The sequence below is a fragment of the Micromonospora sp. CPCC 205558 genome (genome assembly GCF_036902955.1).
Lineage (GTDB): Bacteria > Actinomycetota > Actinomycetes > Mycobacteriales > Micromonosporaceae > Micromonospora.
On sequence record NZ_JBAKHR010000023.1, the window covers coordinates 33,799 to 53,673 of the forward strand.

A 19,875-nucleotide genomic window follows, 5' to 3' on the forward strand; every position below is an offset into this window, starting at 1 on the left:
GAGTTCGCGCACGTCAACCGCCTGTCGACTGGGGCGGTGCCGCCGCGCTGACGGCCCGCCGCCGCCAAATCCCGCGACGCCGCATCCGCCACGCGCCCGCCGGGCGTACCCCCGGGTAGAGACCGTCTACCCGGGGGTGCGTCTGGTGCTGACCGATCCGATGCCGGCGGAGGCCGTGGAGATCGCGCACAAGCAGGTTCTGCTGGCGGCCGAGGACCTGGACGCCAACGCTGTCGCCGCGTTGCTGCTGGAGTTGGTAGCGGCGTGGGGTGTGCCGGCGCCCTGGGAGCAGGTGTGCCGCCCGCTGCTGGCCCGGCTGCCGGGGCGTACCGCCGCTGAGGTCGTCATCGGGCACGCCCTCTTCGAGGGTGTCCGGATCGGGTTGGACGCGTACCGCCGGGAGCCGGGCCGGGCACTGCCCACCGGCGGGGTGCTGCTGGCCGGTGCCGAGAAGGAGGCGCACAGCCTGGGTCTGCTCGCGCTCGCCGCCGCGTTGCGCGAACAGGGCCGTGGCTGTCTGAACCTCGGCCCCGCGCTGCCCTGGTCCGCGCTCACCAGCGCGGTGTACCGGGCGCGCCCGCACACCGCCGTGCTGTGGTCGCAGACGCCGCTCACCGGCCGCGCGTACCGCCTGGTGCGCTTCGCCCGGGACTTCCCGTTCCTTCGGGTGTACGGCGCGGGGCCGGGCTGGGGCGAGCCGCTCGGCGAGCCGGCGATCCGTCTCGGCACGCTGGCGGACGCCGTGGCCGCCTGCCTGGCGGTGGCACCGGGGCGTGACGCCCGCCACATACGATACGGATCGGTTCCGTATCGTTAATACGCGTCGTAGGCTGACTCGCGTTACGAGTCTGACCCGTATCGTATTTGTCTCGGGTGATCAGCGTGGGGGGAAAGCCAGGAATGGAACTGCAGAACAACACGGGACACCCGAGGCGGTGGGCGATCCTGGGGGTGCTGGTGATCAGCCTCCTCGTGGTCGTCCTCGACAACACGATCCTCAACGTCGCCCTGCGCACCCTGGCCGACCCGGTGCACGGCCTCGGCGCCAGCCAGGGCGAGCTGGAGTGGTCCATCAACTCCTACACCCTCGTCTTCGCCGGGCTGCTGTTCACCTTCGGGGTGCTCGGCGACCGCGCCGGCCGCAAGCGCTTCCTGATGATCGGCCTGGTGCTGTTCGGCCTGGCGTCGCTGCTCTCTGCGTACGCCCAGAGCCCCGGACAGCTCATCGCGGCCCGCGCCCTGATGGGGGTCGGCGGCGCGGCCATCATGCCGGTGACGCTGTCGATCATCTCCAACGTGTTCGACCCGCGCGAGCGTGGTCGGGCCATCGGCGTCTGGGCTGGCGCGGTCGGCCTCGCCGTGGCGATCGGCCCGATCCTCGGCGGCGCGCTGCTGGAGCACTTCTGGTGGGGCTCGGTCTTCCTGATCAACGTTCCGGTGGTCGCCGCCGGCGTGGTGCTGGTGGCGCTGATGGTCCCCGAGTCGCGTGACCCACGGCCGGGCCGCATCGACGTGCTCGGCGTCCTGCTCTCCGTGGTCGGCCTGGTCGCCCTCTCCTACGGCATCATCGACGGCGGCGAGCACGGCTTCGGCCGCCCGGCGGCCTGGGGCTCGATCCTGGTGGGCATCGCGGTGCTGGCCTGGTTCGTGCAGCACGAGCGGCGCAGCGACCACCCGTCGCTGGACGTCCGACTGTTCAAGGTGCCCCGGTTCGCCGCGCCGGTCGCCATCGTCGGCCTGGTGTTCTTCGCCGCAATGGGCTCGATGTTCTTCGGCTCGTTCTACCTGCAACTCGTGCGTGACTACAGCCCGTTGCAGACCGGTCTGCTCTTCCTGCCCTTCGCCGGCGCCCAGCTGGTCTTCGCGCCGCGCAGCGCCGCGATGGTCCGCCGCTACGGCGGTAAGGCGGTCGCCACCGTCGGGTTGGCGCTGACCGTGGTGTCACTCGCCGCCTTCGTCTTCATCGGCGCCTCCACCCCGATCTGGATCGTGCTGCTCGTCTTCCTCATCCAGGGCGCCGGGATGGCCAACATCATGCCGCCGGCCACCGAGTCGATCATGTCGGCGCTGCCCCGGGAGAAGGCCGGGGTGGGCTCCGCGGTCAGCAACACCATCCGCCAGGTGGCCGGCGCGCTCGGCGTCGCCGTCCTCGGCTCGGTGCTCTCCGCGGTCTACCGCAGCGACATCGGTGACGCGCTGACCGGCCTGCCCACCCAGGCCCAGGACGCAGCCAACGAGTCGATCTCGGGGGCGTACGCGGCGGCGGGCCAGCTCGGCCCGGCGGCGCCGGGGCTGATCTCGGCGGCCAACGACGCCTTCGTCACCGCCATGCACTGGGCGGCCGGGCTCTCCGCGGTGATCGCCGCGCTCGGGATCATCGTGGTGCTGCGCTGGATGCCGGGCAAGGAGGACGCGAACGTCGCCCCGGCGGCTCCGGTCGCCGAGCCTGAACTGGCCGGCACGGCATAGGTTCAGGGACAATGGCGGACATGACGTCCACTGCCGATGCTCCGCGGTCGCCTGGGCGACCGCGGAGCATCCGCGCCGATGAGGCGATCATCGAGGCGACCCTCGACCTGCTCGCCGAGGGCAGCTCGATCGAGGTGCTCTCGATCGAGGCGATCGCCGCCCGCGCCGGGGTCGGCAAGGCCACCATCTACCGCCGCTGGGCCGGCAAGGACGCCTTGCTGCTCGATGCGTTGCGGCGACTCAAGGGCATCATGGCCCAGCCGGAGGGGCACTCCGTCCGCGAGGACCTGGTGCTGCTGGTCGGCGCGATCGGCAAGAACGTCGACCCGCGAGCGGCCAAGATCATGCCCTGTCTGGTGCCCGCGGTGAACCGCAGCGGGGACCAGTTCCAGCTCTACCAGAGCATCATCGCGCCCCGGCGGCAGCTGATGCGCGAGGTGCTGCGGCGCGGCATCGACGAAGGCGTGCTCCGCGCCGACATCGACGTCGAGGTGACGATGGCGCTGCTCACCGGGCCGATGCTGATCCAGCGGGTGCTCCAGTGGAATCCAGACCTGGACGAGCAGACCCTGCCCGAACGGGTCGTCGACGCAGTGCTGGAGGGCATCCGGGCCCGCTGACCTCAGCCCGCCGACGCTCGCAGCCGGTGCAGCCGCAACGCGAGCTGCACCTCCAGCGCCCGCTCCGGCCGCTGCCAGTCGACGCCGAGCAACTGCCCGACCCGCTCCAACCGCTGGGTCACCGTGTTGACGTGCACGTGCAGTTGCTCGGCGGCCCGGGCCAGGCTGCCACCCACCCCGAAGTACGCCTCCAGCGTCTTCACCAGGGCCGTGCCGCGCCGGGCGTCGTAGTCGAGCACCGGGCCGACGGTGGCGCTGAGGAAGTCGGTCACGTCCTTCTCACCCCGGTCACCGACCGTGCCCAGCAACAACCCGACGAAGCCCAACTCCACGGTGCTCGCGCCTTGCCCGGCGCGGCCCAACGCGCCCAGCGCCGTCAGGCACCGGTCCGCCTCCTGGAAGGTTCCGGCCAGCGCCGCCGGCGTGTTCGACGGGCCACTCGCCCCAGCGGTCACCGGTCGGCCGGTCACCCGGGACAGGTCCCGGGCCACCGCGCGGGCGCTGCCGCCGGCGTCCAACCCCGGCAGCATCAGCACCACCCGGCCGTCACGGGCCGCGGCCAGACCGCCGCGCGCCGAGGCGTACGTGGTGGCCCAGGAGAGCACGCGCTGCCGAGCCGAGCCGGTCGCGGCGATCGCGTCGTCGCCCACCGCCACCAGCACGTGCGGCGCGTCCAGGTCCACACCGAGCCGACGGGCCCGGCTGCGCAACGCGTCGGTGTCGCGCAGCGGGCGGGCGATCAGGTCGTCCAGCAGCTCGCCACGTACCCGCCCCTCCGCCTCCGCGACCGTCCGGCGGAACAGCAGCAACAGCGCGGTCACCAACGCGGCCCGCTCCAGGATGCGCTGGTCGGCGTCGACCAACTCGTCGTCCGGGCGCAGCACCAGGGCGCCCAGGTTCTCCGCGCCGGCCACCACGGCGGCGTACCAGAGTGGCCCCCGGCGTACGCTGCGCCCCTCGGTGCGGGACGCGGCCACCGCCTCGACGATGTCGGCGCGGTCCGGTTCCTCGATCTCACCCACCCGGGCCAGCAGGCGGCCCTCGGCGTCCAACGCCAGCAACGCGCCGCCCAGCACCTCGGTCACCGCCGCCGCCACGTCCTCCACACCGCCGCCGCGCAGCACCAGCGCGGTCATCCGGTCGTGTGCCGCGGCGGCCCGCTCCACCGAGCTGCTGTGCGCCCGGATGGTGGTGTTCGCCGCCGACAACTCGGCCAACGCCGAACGGGTCTCGGTCAGCAACCGGGCGGTGTCGATCGCCACCGCGGCGTGCGCGGCCAGCGACACCAGCAACGCCACCTCCTCGCGGACGAACGGCCGGGCCGAACGGTTGGCCGCGTAGAGCACTCCGATCGAGGTGGAGCCCAGCCGCAGCGGCACCCCGAGGATCGCCACCAGACCCTCCTCGCCCACCCCCGCGTCGATCTCGCCGGTGTGGTGGAAGCGGGCGTCCTCGCCGTAGTTGGCGGTGACGTACGGGGCCCCGGACTGGGCCACCAGGCCACCGAGACCGGCGCCCATCGGCAGGCGCAGCCGCTGGAAACGAGCCGAGACCGACCCGTCGGTCACCCGCATGTAGGTGTCGCCGCGTTCGTCGTCGTTGAGCGTCATGTACGCCACGTCCGCGCCGAGCAGGTGACGGGCCCGGTGCACGATCGCCCGCAACACGTCGTCCAGGTCGCGCAGCCCGGCCAGGTCGCTGACCGTGTCGTACAGGCCGGACAGCTCGCTCTCCCGGCGGCGCCGGCGCTCCAGCAGCGCGCGGACCCGCAACGCCACCGACCTGGCCTGTTCCAGCTCGGCCAGCCGCTCCGGCGGCAGCCCGGCGGCCCGCGCGGCCACCAGCGGTCCCTCGAACTCGACCGCCGCGGCCTCTCGGGCGAGCAGCTCCAGGAACTCCACCGGCGATGACATGGTCGACATTGTGCTCAGCCCCACTAGTTGGCCGTCCAGCCCCCGTCGAGGGCGATCGACGCGCCGGTGATGAACGCGGCCGGCGGCGAGCAGAGGTACGCCAGTAGTTCGGCCACCTCCTCCGGCTCGATCAACCGCTTGATCGCGGCTCGGGCCAGCATGATCTTTTCGACCACCTCGGCCTCGTCGATGCCGTGACTGGCCGCCTGGTCGGCGATCTGGCTCTCCACCAGGGCGGTGCGCACGTACGCCGGGTTGATGCAGTTGGCGGTGACCCCGTGCGCGGCGCCCTCCAGCGCGACCACCTTCGACAGCCCCTCCAGCGCGTGCTTGGCCGAGACGTAGGCCGCCTTGTACGGCGAGGCACGCAGCCCGTGCACCGAGGAGATGTTCACGATCCGTCCCCAGCCCCGGGCGTACATGTGCGGCAGCGCCCGGCGGATCAGCAGGAACGGCGCCTGCACCATCACCCGCTGGATGTACTCGAAGCGTTCGACCGGAAAGTCCGGCAACGGCGCGACGTGTTGGAGCCCGGCGTTGTTCACCACGATGTCCACGTCCATGTCGAGGGAGTCCACCGCCGCGGCGTCGGACAGGTCGACACCCTCGGCCCGGCCACCGGCCTCGGCGGCCACCGCCTTGGCCGCCTCCAGGTTGCGGTCCAGCACGAGCACCTTGGCGCCGGCCGCGCCCAGTCGCAGGGCACACGCCCGCCCGATGCCGCCGCCGCCCCCGGTGACCAGGGCGGTCCGACCGGAGAGGTCGACCTGTACGACGTGGGGGACCGCCACGGGTTCTGCCGTCATGGCGCAAGAAGTTACGAGCTGTGTGCCCCCCGGCACATGGGCCAGCGACACATACTCCGTACCAAGTCTGTGTGGCCCACCCGCCCCCACCGCGAACGGGTCGGGCGCCGCAAGATCGCGCAATATCCAGGATGTAGTGGCGTCCCGGCCCGTCGTGACCACCACATCCTGGTTCGAGCACGATCTTGCCGTTGGCACCCCAGGGCGGAGGGCGTGTCCCGTGGGGCTGGTGGGAAGGGCGCCCGTTAGGGTGTCGAACACACGTACTGCTGAGGCTGGGGAGGGGGCTGCGTGCGGGTGCTGGGAGTTGACCCGGGGCTGACCCGGTGCGGGGTGGGCGTGGTCGAGGGTGTGCCCGGCCGACCCTGCACGCTGATCGCCTACTACGTGGTCTACACCGACCCGGCCGACGACCTGGCGCTGCGCCTGCTGCACCTGGACCGGTCGCTGACCAAGCTGGTCGCCGAGCACCAACCGGAGAGCGTCGCCGTCGAGCGGGTGTTCAGCCAGCACAACGTCCGCACCGTGATGGGCACCGCGCAGGCCAGTGGCATCGCCGTGCTGGCCGGGGCGCGGGCCGGGCTGCCGGTGCAGACGTACACCCCGAGCGAGGTGAAGGCGGCCGTGACCGGGTCCGGTCAGGCCGACAAGGCGCAGATGACGGCGATGGTGACCCGGCTGTTGCGGCTGGCCGAGCCGCCGAAGCCGGCGGACGCCGCCGACGCGCTGGCCCTGGCCATCTGCCACGTGTGGCGCGGTGGGACCCGCTCCAAGCTGGCCGCCGCGGCCGACCGGGCACGACGAGGAGGAGCACGATGATCGCCAGCGTGCGCGGCACGGTGACCGCGACAGGTCCGGACCAGGCCGTGATCGAGGTCGGCGGGGTCGGGCTCGCCGTGCACTGCGCCCCGGGGACCCTCGCGGAGCTGCGGGTCGGCCAGGTCGCCCGGCTCGCCACCAGCCTGATCGTGCGGGAAGACTCGCTGACCCTCTACGGCTTCGCCGACGACGACGCCAAGTCGCTCTTCGAGCTGCTCCAGACCGCCAGTGGGGTCGGCCCGCGACTGGCCCAGGCGGTGCTGGCGGTGCACACCCCGGACGCGGTCCGCAAGGCGATCGCCAACGCCGACACGGCCGCCCTGACCCGGGTGCCCGGGATCGGCAAGAAAGGTGCCGAACGCCTGGTGCTGGAGCTGCGCGACCGGATCGGCCCGGTGCCGATCGGCGCCGACGGGGCGGCCGGGGTGACCCGCGGCAGCTGGCCGGACCAGGTCCGGCAGGCGCTGGTGGGGCTGGGCTGGACGGCCGGTCAGGCCGATCAGGCGGTGGCCGCGGTGGCAGAGTCGATCGAGGGCGAGACGCCGCCGGTGCCGGTGCTGCTCAAGCAGGCCATCCGACTGCTCGGTCGCACCCGATGAACGCGGGCAGGTGGGCGCCGCGCCGACGTGCGGCCGAGCCGGATAGGAGGGTGGCCCGGTGAGCGAGACCGAGGGGCTCGTATCGGCGTACGTCAGCGACGCCGACCGGGACGCGGAGGCCACGGTACGGCCGAGACGGCTGGCCGAGTTCATCGCCCAGGACCGGGTCCGCGACCAGCTCGACCTGTTGTTGCAGGGCGCCATGCGGCGGGGGTCGCCGCCGGATCACATCCTGCTCTCCGGCCCACCCGGGTTGGGTAAGACGAGTCTGGCCAACATCGTCGCCGCCGAGCTGGGCGCGGGTATCCGGGTGACCAGCGGCCCGGCGATCGAGCGTTCCGGTGATCTGGCGGCGATCCTGACCAGCCTCGCCGAGGGCGACGTGCTCTTCATCGACGAGATCCATCGGATCGCGCGGCCGGCCGAGGAGTTGCTGTACAGCGCGATGGAGGACTTCCGGGTCGACGTGGTGGTGGGCAAGGGCCCGGGGGCGACGGCGATCCCGTTGGACGTCGAGCCGTTCACCCTGGTCGGCGCGACGACCCGGTCGGGCCTGTTGACCGGGCCGATGCGGGACCGGTTCGGCTTCGTCGCGCATCTCGACTTCTACGCCCCGGCGGATCTGGAGACGTTGCTGCACCGTTCGGCGCGGATCCTGGGGGTGCCGATCACCGCCGAGGGCGCGACCGAGATCGCCGGTCGGTCCCGGGGCACGCCGCGGATCGCCAACCGGTTGCTGCGTCGGGTCCGCGACTACGCCGAGGTCCGGGCGGACGGGGTGGTCGATCTCGACACCGCCCGCGCCGCCCTGATCGTGTACGACGTGGACGCGCTCGGGCTGGACCGGCTGGACCGGGCGGTGCTGACCGCGTTGGTCGACTCGTTCCGGGGCGGTCCGGTCGGGTTGTCCACCCTGGCTGTGGCGGTGGGGGAGCAGCCGGACACGGTTGAGGAGGTCTGCGAGCCGTTCCTGGTGCGCGCTGGGCTGTTGGCGCGTACGCCCAGGGGGCGGGTGGCGACCGAGGCGGCCTGGCAGCATCTGGGGCGCACACCGCCGAATGGTACATTTGGTGCAGATAGTCCGCCCGTGCCCGACTTGTTCTCCTTGGATGTCGATCAGCCGTGATGTGACCGTGATCTGTGCCGCATTCGGCGTTCTCAGGTGCAGGGTTTAGACTTCGCCGCGGTCTGTACAGGACGTGAGAATCCGCCTCCGCTCCGGCACCCACGGTGCCGGGCAGGTGGCCAATGGGAAGGTCAGTAACCGTGCATTTGGCAGCAGCGGGTGGCGGGGCCGGCGGTTTCACGCCGATCCTGATGATCGCCCTGCTCTTCGGCGTCATGTACTTCATGATGATCCGCCCCCAGCAGAAGCGCCGCCGCGAGGCGGAGGCGATGCAGTCCAACCTCGGCCCCGGCGACGAGGTCGTGACCATCGGTGGGCTCTACGGCACGGTTACCGGCATCGAGGACGACACCGTCCTGATCGAGGTCGCACCGGGCGTGCAGACCCGCTACGCCCGGCCGGCCATCGCGCGGGTGGTCACCCGTGCGGAGCTGCCGAGCGAGCCGGTGACCGAGGACGCGGACACCGCCAAGGACTGATCCCTCCCCCCGGGAGCGGCGAGTCCGGCGTACGGCCGGTCGACCCGGCTTCCGGGTCGTCGCATCCCGACGGGGCAGCGGACAAGACGTGAAAACTGGATAGTTGGGTCGACGCCGGGCGTCGACACGTTCGGATGACCGTCGGCGTTCCGTGCCGACGCGCCCGGTCCTCGTGTCGGCATCTCGTCGGCTCAAGGCAGACCCGTCGGGCGGGACCCCCGGCCCGACACCGCCGCCGCTGCGACAGCGGCGCGACCGTACAGGGAGACAGGACAGCCGTGGCACCACCTCAGGGACAGATGCGCCCCGGGCGGCAGCTCGCCGTGCTCGGGTTCATCTTCGTGGTCCTCTATCTTTTGGTGTTCTTCGCCGGCGCCAGCGGCAGCTGGAAGGACCGGCTCGAGCCCAAGCTCGGCCTGGACCTCATCGGCGGTACGCGGGTGACGCTGGAGGCGACCAACAGCGTCGACGGCAAGCCCCCGACGGCGGAGAACCTCGAGGAGGCCCGCGAGATCATCGAGAGCCGGGTCAACGCGTTCGGCGTGGCCGAGGCCGAGGTGGTCACCGAGGGCAACCGCAACATCGTCATCTCCCTGCCTGGTGAGAACCGCAACCTCGACGACGTGGGCGAAGCGGCTGAGCTGCGCTTCCGCAAGGTGCTCAAGGGCGCCTCCGGCAGCGGCGTGGCCGAGGCGCCGCCCGCCGTCACGCCGACCCCGTCCGGCAGCGCCGCCCCGACCGGCAGCGCGACCCCGTCCGGCAGCGCGACCCCGACCCCCACGGGCAGCGCCTCGCCGAAGGTGACCTCGTCACCCAGCGGTGGTCAGGGCGGAATGGCCCCGGCGTCACCCAGCGCCACGCCCTCCGCGTCCGCCACTGCCTCACCGAGCGCCACGCCGACCGCCAGCTCCGAGCCGGTGCCGGCCAGCGTCGAGGAGCAGCGCAAGGTCGTCGAGCAGAAGGTCGGCGCCGCCGCGTGGCAGGCCGCCAACGGGCTGCAGGCCCCGGCCGACCTGAGCGCCGACCCGTCGCTGGCCGAGAAGTTCAAGCCGTTCGGCACGCTGTCTCCGCAGGAGGTCGCGGTGCTGCCGGCGCAGATGCAGTTCAACGTGCCGACGATCGGCTGCGCGCAGCTCGACCAGCGCCCCCCGGCGTCGATCTCCGACCCGAAGCAGCAGGTGGTCTCCTGCGAGGACGGCGCTTCGAAGTACCTGCTCGACCAGGCCAAGGTGCTGGGCACCGACGTGTCCGACGCCGACGCGGTGCTCGACCAGACCAACGCCTGGGTGGTCAGCCTGGACTTCACCGGCGACGGCCAGGGCAAGTGGACCTCGCTGACCCGTGAGGCGTTCAACAACGAGGGCCAGGCCTGCGACGCGACCGCGCTGGGCCAGGACGGCAAGTGCCGGGTCGCCGTGGTGCTGGACAACAAGATCGTCTCCTCCCCGGAGATCCAGGGTGTGCTGACCGGCAACTCCCAGATCACCGGCCAGTTCACCCAGAAGGACGCCAGCACCCTTGCCGGCCAGCTGCGCTACGGCGCGTTGCCGGTGACCTTCGAGCAGCAGGAGGCGCAGAACGTCACCGCCACCCTGGGCGCCAGCCACCTGCGCGCTGGTCTGCTCGCGGCCGGCATCGGCATGCTGCTGGTCATCATCTACGCGTTCTTCTACTACCGGCTGCTCGGCTCGGTGATCTTCCTGAGCCTCATCCTTTCCGCGCTGCTAGTCTTCGGCGCGCTGGTGGTGCTCGGCCGACAGATCGGCTTCACGCTCACCCTCGCCGGCATCGCCGGCATGATCGTCTCGCTCGGTGTGGCGGCGGACTCGTTCGTCATCTACTTCGAACGGTTGAAGGACGAGATCCGGGAGGGGCGCAGCCCGCGTAGCGCGGTGCCGCGTGCCTGGATCCGGGCCCGTCGCACGATCATCTCGGCCAACGCGATCACCCTGCTCTCCGCAGTGGTTCTCTACGTCGTCTCGGTCGGCACGGTCAAGGGCTTCGCGTTCGCCCTCGGCCTGGCCACCGTGCTGGACCTGGTGGTGGTGTTCCTCTTCCGGCACCCGATCATGACGATGTTCGCCCGGACCCGGGCGTTCCTGTCCCCGCGGGTCAGCGGTCTGGGCCGGGCACTTCCGGCCCGCAACCAGCCGACTCAGCCCCGCAACCCGCGCGCCAAGGAGGCCTGAGATGGCTGAAAACGGTCTGGCGAGCCGCCTCTACAACGGCGAGGCCGGTCTCAACATCGTCGGCCGGCGCAAGCTCTGGTTCGGCGTCGCCGGGGTCCTGATCCTGATCGCGATCCTCAGCTTCTCGATCCGCGGGTTCAGCCTGGGCATCGAGTTCGCCGGCGGCAACTCGTTCCAGGTGCCGGCCAGCGTCGGCACCCTGGACGACGCCGAGCGGGAGGTCAACTCGGCCCTCGCCGCGCAGAACACCGGCGTCGAGGTGGCCACCACGCAGAAGGTCGGCGGCACGGGCGGCGACTCCTACGAGCTGCGTACGCCGCAGCTCGACGCCGATCAGGCCACCGCGGTCAAGGCCCAGATCGCCGAGGACCTCGGCATCAACGTCAACGAGATCAGCAGCAACCAGGTCAGCGAGGCGTGGGGCAGCCAGGTCACCGAGCGGGCCGTGCTCGGTCTGGTCATCTTCATCGCACTGGTGATGGTCTACCTGATCCTGCGCTTCGAGTGGCGGATGGCCGTGGCCGCGGTCGCTTCGCTGATCACGAACCTGGTCCTCACCGCCGGCATCTACTCGCTGGTCGGCTTCGAGGTCACGCCGTCGACGATCATCGGTTTCCTCACCATCCTGGGCTTCGCGCTCTACGACGTGGTGGTGGTCTTCGACAAGGTCCAGGAGAACACCCGGGGCATCACGGCCAACAACAACCAGACGTACGGTGAGGCGGCCAACCTGGCCGTCAACCAGAGCCTGATGCGGTCGCTGAACACCTCCGTGGTCGCCCTGCTGCCGGTCGGCGGTCTGCTCTTCATCGGTGCCGGCCTGCTCGGCGCCGGCACGCTGAAGGACCTCGGTCTGGTGCTGTTCGTCGGTATGGCGGTGGCGTTCCTGACCTCCATCCTGGTGGCCACCCCGCTGTTGGCGCTGCTCAAGAACTACGACCCGCGGATCCAGGCGCACAACAAGCGCGTCCAGACCCGGCGGGGCGCGGTCAGCCGCGGCGAGGTCACCGGTAAGGGTGCCGCGAGTCCGGCAGATCGGGCCGACGCGAGCGACGAGCCGGTCGACCCGGATGCCGCCGCGCTGGCCGGCGCCGCCCCCAAGGTGGGCGCTCGGCCCGCTGGCAAGCGGCCGACCGGCGCCCGGGGCGGTCGCCCGGGTGGTGGCGGCAACCGGCCGGGTGGCGCCAAGCGGCGCTGACCCACCAGAAAACACCCGAACGGCGTCCGGCAAACTGTTGCCGGACGCCGTTCGTCGTCGAAGGAGAGCGAAACAGCCGTGACGGAGACCCACAGCGCCGCAGCGCGCGGGGACAGTGGCCCGGAGGCCGCCCGACTGGTCGCCAGTCGGGTGCTGGACGTGCCCGACTTTCCCAAGCCCGGCGTCATGTTCAAGGACCTGATGCCGCTGTTCGCCGACGGCAAGGTCTTCCGTGAGGTGATCGACGGGATCGTCGCCCACCACGGGCGGGACGCCTTCGACGTGGTGGTCGGCATCGAGGCACGCGGGTTCGTCGTCGCGGCGGCCATCGCGTACGCGACCGGGCTGGGCGTGGTGCCGGTGCGCAAGGCCGGCAAACTGCCCCGCCCGGCGCACTCGGTCTCCTACGAGCTGGAGTACGGCGAGGCGACGCTCGAAGTGCACGAGGACGCCTTCACCGCCGGGCACCGGGTGCTGGTGGTCGACGACGTGCTGGCCACCGGTGGCACCGCCGAGGCGACGTTGGACCTGGTCGAGCGGGCCGGTGGGACCGTCGCGGGCTTCACCGTGCTGCTGGAGCTCGGCTTCCTGGGTGGGCGTGAGCGGCTGGCCCCGCGTCCCGTCCACGCTCTGCTGACCGTTTGAGCCAGTCGATACCCTGCTGACCGTTTGATCCCGGGCCCGTCGGATGGACCCGGCGCCGACCGTCCGGCGGAGCGGCAGGGGACCGTCCGTGCGGGTAGCATTGCCCTTTGCTGACGCCGGCGGTACCCCGTCCGGCGGGCGAGACCAGGTCGGCCGATCTTCGGCCGGCGTGTTTCCGGCGAGCGGTGAGGAGGCCGGTGTCCCACGATGTCGTCCCTCCGGCGGAGGGCACGGTGCACCCGACAGGCGACGCTGACGGCACGGTGACTGACCGGACAGGCGACGCGCCGGCCCGGGTGACGGGCACCGGCAACGGCTCCGGCAGGGCTTCCGGCGAGAGCCCGGTGCGTCCGACCAGTGGCCCGCCGAGCGCCGAGGCGTCCCCGGGCGCCGACGGTGTCGTGGTGCCGTTCCCGAGCGACGCCAACATCGACGTGTCGCCCAGCGGCGGCTTCGGGCTGTCCAACGCGCCCACCGGTCGGCGGGTCCGTGCCCGGCTGGCCCGGTTCAACGCGCCCTGGCAGACCTCCCAGGTCAGCGAGGTGCTGGAGCCGCTCATCGCGAGCCATCGGGACAACCACCCCAAGGCGGACGCCCGGCTGCTCCAACGCGCCTTCGACACGGCCGCCCGGTGGCACTCCGGGCAGTACCGCAAGTCCGGTGACCCCTACATCACCCACCCCCTCGCCGTGGCGACGATCCTCGGCAACCTGGGGATGGACACCACCACACTGGTCGCCGCGCTGCTGCACGACACCATCGAGGACACCGAGTACACCCTCGACCAGATGCGGGCCGACTTCGGTGGCGAGGTCGCCCTGCTGGTCGACGGCGTCACCAAGCTCGACAAGGTCAAGCTGGGCGACGCGGCCAAGGCCGAGACGATCCGCAAGATGGTCGTGGCCATGGCCAAGGACCCGCGGGTGCTGGTGATCAAGCTGGCGGACCGGCTGCACAACATGCGTACCCTGACCTTCCTGCCCCGCCCCAAGCAGGAGCAGAAGGCCAAGGAGACGCTGGAGATCCTGGCGCCGCTGGCGCACCGGCTCGGTATGAACACGATCAAGTGGGAGCTGGAGGATCTGTCCTTCGGCACGCTGTTCCCGAAGCGCTACGAGGAGATCAACCGGCTGATCGGGGAGCACCAGCCGCAGCGCGAGGCGCTGTTGCGGCAGGTGACGCAGAAGGTGCAGACCGACCTGAAGGCCGCCAAGATCAAGGCGGAGACGACCGGTCGACCGAAGCACCTCTACTCGATCTACCAGAAGATGATCGTGCGGGGTCGTGACTTCAACGACATCTACGACCTGGTGGGCGTGCGCATCCTGGTCGACACGGTTCGGGACTGCTACGCGGCGCTGGGCGTGATCCACGCCAACTGGCAGCCGGTGCCGGGCCGCTTCAAGGACTACATCGCGATGCCCAAGTTCAACATGTACCAGTCGTTGCACACGACTGTCATCGGGCCCACCGGCAAGCCGGTGGAGATGCAGATCCGCACGTACGCGATGCACCGCACCGCCGAGTTCGGCATCGCCGCACACTGGAAGTACAAGGAGCACAAGGGCACCCAGATCGTCGGCCCGCCCGCGCACATCGACGAGATGACCTGGCTGCGGCAGTTGCTCGACTGGCAGCGTGAGGCCGCCGACCCGAGCGAGTTCCTGGACGCGCTGCGCTTCGACCTGTCCAGCCAGGAGGTGTACGTCTTCACCCCGAAGGGTGACGTCATCCCGCTGCCGACCGGGTCGACACCTGTGGACTTCGCGTACGCGGTGCACACCGAGGTCGGGCACAAGTGCATCGGCGCGCGGGTCAACGGCAAGTTGGTGCCGCTGGAGTCGACGCTGTCCAACGGCGACGTGATCGAGATCTTCACGTCGAAGTCCGAGACGGCCGGCCCGACACAGGACTGGCTGGGCTTCGTCAAGAGCCCGCGCGCCCGGACGAAGATCCGGCAGTACTTCAACAAGGAGCGGCGCGAGGAGGCGATCGAGGCCGGCAAGGACGCGATCGTCAAGGCGATGCGCAAGCAGGGCATGCCGCTACAGCGGATGCTCACCTCCGACGCGCTGATGTCGATCGCCCGCGACCTGCACCTGGCCGACGTGGCCTCGCTCTACGCGGCGGTCGGCGACAGCCAGGTCTCCGCGCAGTCGGTGGTGCAGAAGCTGATGGCCGCGTACGGCGGCGAGGAGGGCGCGGCGGAGGACATCGCCGAGACCGCCGTCGCCACGCGGCCACCGCGCAGCCGGCAGAGCAGCAGCGACCCCGGGGTGGTGGTCCGGGGCGTCAGCGACGTCTGGATCAAGCTGGCCCGCTGCTGCACCCCGGTCCCACCGGACTCGGTGTTCGGCTTCGTCACCCGCTCCGGCGGGGTGAGCGTGCACCGCGACGACTGCGCCAACGCCGAGGACCTGCGCGCCCAGAGCGAGCGGGTGGTCGAGGTGAGTTGGAAGCTCACCTCCGCCTCGACGTTCCTGGTCGCCATCCAGGTCGAGGCTCTGGACCGGCACAAGCTGCTGGCCGACGTCACCCGGGTGCTCTCCGACGAACGGGTCAACATCCTCTCCGCCACCGTCACCACCACCCGCGACCGGGTGGCGGTGAGCCGGTTCAGCTTCGAGATGGCCGACCCGAAGCACCTGGGCCACCTGCTGGCCACGGTCCGCAAGGTCGACGGCGTCTTCGACGCCTACCGGGTCACCTCCGGGGCCTGACGCCCACCGGGTCGGTTCCGCGGCTCGACGCGTACCCCGAGAACACGACAGCGCCCGCCGGCTCAGCCGGCGGGCGCTGTGTCGTCTGCGCGGGGGTCAGCCCTGCGGCGCGCTCATCGTGAGGTCCTTGATGATGACCTCCTTCTTCGGGTGGCCGCCGCCGGCCTGCTGGGCGAACGCCCCGTCGTCGCCGGCCGTGGCCACGTCCTTGACCAGGTCCAGGCCGCCGGTGATGGTGCCCAGCACGGTGTACGCCGGGTCCAGCGGCGAGTCGCCGTAGACGATGAAGAACTGGCTGCCGGTGCTGCCCGGCTGGCCCGAGTTGGCCATCGCGATGACACCCTCCGGGTACGGCGGGCGCTTGTCGGTGGGCAGGTTCTCCTCGGGCATGCGGTAGCTCGGGCCGCCCTGGCCGTCGGTGTCCCGCCAGCCGTTGCCGGTGGCGCTGGGGTCACCGCACTGCAGCACCTTGATGCCCTCGGTCACCAGGCGATGGCACTTGGTGTTGTCGAAGAAGTTCTTCTCCGCGAGGTAGGTGAAGCTGCCCGCCGTGCACGGCACCTGCGACCGATCGATCTTGGCGGTGATCGGGCCGAGGTTGGTGTCCATCGTCATGGTCTGCACGCCGGTGCTGGACTGCTCGTTGCTCGGCAGCCCCACATCCTTGATCTGCGGGGGCCGCTGGTCCGTCGGCATCGCGTTGTACACGCACTCGGAAGCCCCGGCCGCCGGCGCGGCGGTGTCGTTCTTGTCGTCGTCACCGCCGAGGCTCACCGCCAGCCAGACGGTGCCGGCGACCACGAGCACCAGCGCGGCAGCCGCGCTGACGATCGCGGTGGTCTGTCGGCGCTTACGGGCCTTGGCCGCGCGCTCGGCCATCTCCTTCTCGAGCCGGGCGCGTGCCGCCGCGCGCTGCCGCTCTCTGGTGGACGTCACGCCTGGATCCTCCTGGCTGTCTGCTGCTGAGTGCCGCTTGGGGTGGGTGGTGGCGCCCGGTCAGCCGGCGCTCGGGCTGCTGGCCGGGGTGCCGGACGCCGACGGCGCCGGTGCCGCGGCGGTGACCGGCTCACCGACCGTGAGGCTCTGAATCGTCACATCGGTGCTGGGCTTGACCTTCGCCCCGGTCCCATTGTCCACGGTCGGGAGGGCGCCGATCTTCTCCACCACGTCCAGCCCGCCGGTCACCCGGCCGATGACCGGGTACTTCGGGTCGGCGGTGGTGAAGTCCTTGTAGAAGATCAGGAACTGGCTGCCGTTGCTGCCCGGCGGGCTGGAGACCATCGCCACGGTGCCCTTGGGGTACGTCGGCGGCTCAGTGGGGGCCGGGGTGGCCGACGGCGACGCCGACGGCACGGTCGGCAGCTCCTCGTCGTAGAACGAGTAGGTCGGCCCACCAAGACCGGTGCCGCTGGGGTCGCCGCAGCGCAGCGCGCCCTCGGCGGTGATCTCGTGGCACTTGGTGTTGTCGTAGAACGACCGGCTGGCCAGGTGGGCGATGCTCGCCGCCGCGCACGGCGAGTTGGTCAGGTTCAGCTCCGCGGTGATCGGCGCGCCCTGGTTGGTGGTCACCGTCATCGCCCGGGTGCCGTCGGTGGGCAGATCCTTGGTGGCCGGCGTGCCGACGTCCTTGAGGTTGGTGTTGGCCGTCGCATCCTGCGGCGTCCAGAGGCAGGTTTCCGCCGCATCCGTGTTCTGCTTCGGGTCGGAGTCGAACGCCCCGAGCGCCCAGGCCGAGCCGGCCACCACCAACACGAGGATCAGAGCGGCGCCGACTCCGGCCTGGATCTGCCGTCGGCGCCGCGTAGCGGCAGCCCGGCGAGCCAACTGCCGGTCGAGCTTGGCCCGTGCCAGTTTGCGCTGCCGGTCCCTGCTGGAAGCCACCCGTGCTCCCCTTTCCTCTGCCTGGTCGTCGCCGGCGGCCGGGCACCCCGGCCCGTCCGGGCGTCACGTGTGCCGCGCCACACGCCCGCCAGAGTGTACGGCTAGTGACTGGGAATGTGGTGTACGAGGTCCACCCCGTCCCGAGCAGCGCTTATCGGAGGTTGTCACTGTGCCCTGCGGGGCGGGTGGGACGGACGCGGCAAACCAGCTGAGCGCGCCCGATAGGCTGCTGGGCAGGACGACAGCTGCTCGACGGAAAGGACAGCGCCCGTGCTCGTGGCCGGCTTTCCCGCGGACGCCTTCGGCACCAACTGCTACGTGGTCGCCACCGCGCCGGGGGAGCAGTGCGTGGTGGTCGACCCCGGCATCGGGGTGCTCGACCAGCTCGACGCGCTGCTCGCCGAGCACCGCCTGCATCCGGCCGCCGTGCTGCTCACCCACGGCCACCTCGATCACACCTTCTCGGTCGCGCCGGTCTGCGGTGCGCGCGGCATCACCGCCTACGTGCACCCCAATGACCGGGAGATGCTGGCCGACCCGTCCAAGGGCCTCTCGGCCGACCTGACATCGCTCTTCGGCGGCCGGCTGAGCTACACCGATCCGGAGGACGTGGCGGAGCTGACCGACGGCGCCACCCTCACGCTCGCCGGCCTGGAGATCGCTGTCGACCACGCCCCGGGCCATACCGGCGGGTCGGTGCTGTTCCGGCTGCCGGGCGCCGGGTCGAGCTGGGAGGCCGACGAGTTGTGCCTCTCCGGCGACGTCCTCTTCGCCGGGTCGATCGGCCGCACCGACCTGCCGGGCGGGAGCATGCCGGCCATGCTCACCAGCCTGCGCGACAAGATCCTCCCGCTGGCCGACGACACCGTCGTGCTGCCCGGCCACGGCCCCAGCACCACCATCGGCCGCGAGCGCGCCAGCAACCCGTACCTCGTCGAGGTGGCTGGCACGTCGCCGGCCGCGCCCACCCGGGGCCTCTAGATCTTCGTCCGCGCCGCGCGCGGACCCACGACACCACCGCGCCGCGGGCGCGGAACCGCAAGGAGTACGCCGATGAGCAAGCCCACGCCCATCTCCGGCTTTCCGGAGTGGACCCCCGGCCAGCGGATGATCGAGCAGTTCGTGCTCGACAAGATCCGGGCCACCTTCGAGCTGTACGGCTTCGCGCCGCTGGAGACCCGCGCCGTGGAGCCGCTGGACCAGCTGCTGCGCAAGGGCGAGACCTCGAAGGAGGTCTACGTGATCCGGCGGTTGCACGCCGACGCCGAGGGTGCCGGTACGGACGATCAGCTCGGCCTGCACTTCGACCTGACCGTGCCGTTCGCCCGGTACGTGCTGGAGAACGCCGGCAAGCTGAGCTTCCCGTTCCGCCGTTACCAGATCCAGAAGGTGTGGCGGGGTGAGCGGCCGCAGGAGGGTCGCTACCGGGAGTTCGTCCAGGCCGACATCGACATCGTCGACCGGGACACGCTGGCCCCGCACCACGAGGCGGAGATGCCGCTGGTGATCGGGGACGCGCTGCGCTCGTTGCCGATCCCGCCGGTGACGATCCAGGTCAACAACCGCAAGATCAGCGAGGGTTTCTACCGGGGCGTCGGGCTGACCGACCCGGAGGCCGCGCTGCGCGCCGTGGACAAGCTCGACAAGATCGGCCCGGCGAAGGTGGCCGAGCTGCTGGCCCAGACCGCCGGGGCGAGCGAGGCGCAGGCCAAGGCGTGCCTGGCGCTGGCCGAGATCTCCGCCCCGGACGCGTCGTTCGCCGATGCCGTCCGGGCGCTCGGGGTGAGTGACCCGCTGCTCGACGAGGGCATCGAGGAGTTGGTCCGGGTGGTGGAGACCGCCGCCGAGCACTCGCCCGGCCTCTGCGTGGCGGACCTGCGCATCGCCCGTGGCCTGGATTACTACACCGGCACCGTCTACGAGACCCAGCTGCGCGGCTACGAGCGTTTCGGCTCGATCTGCTCCGGCGGCCGGTACGACAACCTGGCCAGCGCCGGCGCCGTCTCGTACCCGGGGGTGGGGATCTCGATCGGGGTGACCCGGCTGCTCGGGCTGCTCTTCGGCGCGGGGGAGCTGTCGGTCTCGCGGGAGGTGCCGACCGCCGTGCTCGTCGCGGTGGCCAGCGAGGAGCAGCGTCCGGCCAGCAACCGGGTGGCCGAGGCGCTGCGACGGCGCGGGGTGCCGACCGAGGTGTCGCCGAGCGCGGCGAAGTTCGGCAAGCAGATCCGCTACGCCGAGCGGCGCGGCATCCCGTACGTCTGGTTCCCCGGTGCCGAGGGAACGCCGGACGAGGTTAAGGACATCCGCTCCGGTGAGCAGGTCACGGCCAGCGCCCAGGAGTGGATGCCACCAGTGGCGGACCTCAAGCCGACGGTCAGTTGAGCGCCCCACTGGCGCTAACGGCGACGGGG

17 protein-coding genes are annotated in these 19,875 nt (G+C 71.3%); 13 read left to right on the plus strand and 4 right to left on the minus strand.

Going from position 1 to position 19,875, the window contains the following annotated elements:
• Nucleotides 1-145 precede the first annotated feature (145 nt).
• The 3 genes from V6U86_RS23485 to V6U86_RS23495 all read left to right on the plus strand — a co-directional run bounded on the left by V6U86_RS23485 (nucleotide 146) and on the right by V6U86_RS23495 (nucleotide 3,089).
• Nucleotides 146-817, plus strand: coding sequence for a transcriptional regulator (locus V6U86_RS23485; protein ID WP_334506511.1), 672 nt, complete (start codon nucleotides 146-148; stop codon nucleotides 815-817).
• Between the two features lie 83 nt (nucleotides 818-900).
• The gene (locus V6U86_RS23490; protein ID WP_334506513.1) at nucleotides 901-2,469 is read left to right on the plus strand and encodes an MFS transporter; all 1,569 of its coding nucleotides are present in this window, start codon (nucleotides 901-903) and stop codon (nucleotides 2,467-2,469) included.
• Nucleotides 2,470-2,480: 11 nt separating this feature from the next.
• A complete protein-coding gene (locus V6U86_RS23495; RefSeq protein ID WP_334506515.1) occupies nucleotides 2,481-3,089 on the plus strand; it encodes a TetR/AcrR family transcriptional regulator in 609 nt (202 codons plus the stop codon).
• 2 nt (nucleotides 3,090-3,091) lie between these two features.
• Here V6U86_RS23495 and V6U86_RS23500 read toward each other — a convergent pair whose 3' ends face one another.
• The gene (locus V6U86_RS23500) at nucleotides 3,092-5,011 is read right to left on the minus strand and encodes a helix-turn-helix domain-containing protein (RefSeq protein ID WP_334506517.1); all 1,920 of its coding nucleotides are present in this window, start codon (nucleotides 5,009-5,011) and stop codon (nucleotides 3,092-3,094) included.
• A 14-nt stretch (nucleotides 5,012-5,025) separates the two neighbouring features.
• Nucleotides 5,026-5,808: a 3-hydroxybutyrate dehydrogenase gene (locus V6U86_RS23505; protein ID WP_334506519.1), complete on the minus strand. Its 783-nt coding sequence runs from the start codon at nucleotides 5,806-5,808 to the stop codon at nucleotides 5,026-5,028.
• A gap of 291 nt (nucleotides 5,809-6,099) precedes the next feature.
• On the opposite strand from V6U86_RS23505, the gene ruvC reads away from it, so the two are divergent.
• From ruvC to V6U86_RS23545, 8 genes are all read left to right on the plus strand, one after another.
• Nucleotides 6,100-6,627 (plus strand): crossover junction endodeoxyribonuclease RuvC, encoded by a 528-nt coding sequence (gene ruvC, locus V6U86_RS23510; RefSeq protein ID WP_334506521.1) that lies wholly within the window; start codon nucleotides 6,100-6,102, stop codon nucleotides 6,625-6,627.
• Nucleotides 6,624-7,226: a Holliday junction branch migration protein RuvA gene (ruvA, locus tag V6U86_RS23515; RefSeq protein WP_210784947.1), complete on the plus strand. Its 603-nt coding sequence runs from the start codon at nucleotides 6,624-6,626 to the stop codon at nucleotides 7,224-7,226. Before ruvC ends, ruvA begins: the two co-directional genes overlap by 4 nt.
• Before the next feature lie 58 nt (nucleotides 7,227-7,284).
• Nucleotides 7,285-8,352 carry a Holliday junction branch migration DNA helicase RuvB gene (ruvB, locus tag V6U86_RS23520; protein WP_334506526.1) on the plus strand — a complete coding sequence of 356 codons (1,068 nt, stop codon included), beginning with the start codon at nucleotides 7,285-7,287 and terminating at the stop codon, nucleotides 8,350-8,352.
• A gap of 122 nt (nucleotides 8,353-8,474) precedes the next feature.
• Nucleotides 8,475-8,831: a preprotein translocase subunit YajC gene (gene yajC / locus V6U86_RS23525; RefSeq protein ID WP_334506528.1), complete on the plus strand. Its 357-nt coding sequence runs from the start codon at nucleotides 8,475-8,477 to the stop codon at nucleotides 8,829-8,831.
• 278 nt (nucleotides 8,832-9,109) lie between these two features.
• Nucleotides 9,110-11,020, plus strand: a complete 1,911-nt coding sequence (secD, locus tag V6U86_RS23530) for a protein translocase subunit SecD (RefSeq protein ID WP_334506530.1) — start codon at nucleotides 9,110-9,112, stop codon at nucleotides 11,018-11,020.
• Nucleotide 11,021: 1 nt separating this feature from the next.
• Entirely contained in the window at nucleotides 11,022-12,218 is a 1,197-nt protein-coding gene (gene secF / locus V6U86_RS23535; protein ID WP_334506532.1) for a protein translocase subunit SecF, read from the plus strand.
• A 78-nt stretch (nucleotides 12,219-12,296) separates the two neighbouring features.
• Nucleotides 12,297-12,863 (plus strand): adenine phosphoribosyltransferase, encoded by a 567-nt coding sequence (locus V6U86_RS23540; protein ID WP_334506534.1) that lies wholly within the window; start codon nucleotides 12,297-12,299, stop codon nucleotides 12,861-12,863.
• Nucleotides 12,864-13,060: 197 nt separating this feature from the next.
• Nucleotides 13,061-15,583, plus strand: a complete 2,523-nt coding sequence (locus V6U86_RS23545) for a RelA/SpoT family protein (RefSeq protein ID WP_334506536.1) — start codon at nucleotides 13,061-13,063, stop codon at nucleotides 15,581-15,583.
• A 96-nt stretch (nucleotides 15,584-15,679) separates the two neighbouring features.
• Here the strand turns inward: V6U86_RS23545 and V6U86_RS23550 are convergent, their stop codons facing one another.
• Entirely contained in the window at nucleotides 15,680-16,519 is an 840-nt protein-coding gene (locus V6U86_RS23550; protein WP_334506538.1) for a peptidylprolyl isomerase, read from the minus strand.
• Between the two features lie 60 nt (nucleotides 16,520-16,579).
• Nucleotides 16,580-17,464 (minus strand): peptidylprolyl isomerase, encoded by an 885-nt coding sequence (locus V6U86_RS23555; RefSeq protein WP_334506540.1) that lies wholly within the window; start codon nucleotides 17,462-17,464, stop codon nucleotides 16,580-16,582.
• 270 nt (nucleotides 17,465-17,734) lie between these two features.
• Between V6U86_RS23555 and V6U86_RS23560 the strand changes: the two genes are divergently transcribed.
• Nucleotides 17,735-18,445 (plus strand): MBL fold metallo-hydrolase, encoded by a 711-nt coding sequence (locus V6U86_RS23560; RefSeq protein ID WP_334506542.1) that lies wholly within the window; start codon nucleotides 17,735-17,737, stop codon nucleotides 18,443-18,445.
• A gap of 72 nt (nucleotides 18,446-18,517) precedes the next feature.
• Complete coding sequence (gene hisS / locus V6U86_RS23565; protein ID WP_334506544.1) at nucleotides 18,518-19,846, plus strand: histidine--tRNA ligase; 1,329 nt, start codon at nucleotides 18,518-18,520, stop codon at nucleotides 19,844-19,846.
• Nucleotides 19,847-19,875 lie beyond the last annotated feature (29 nt).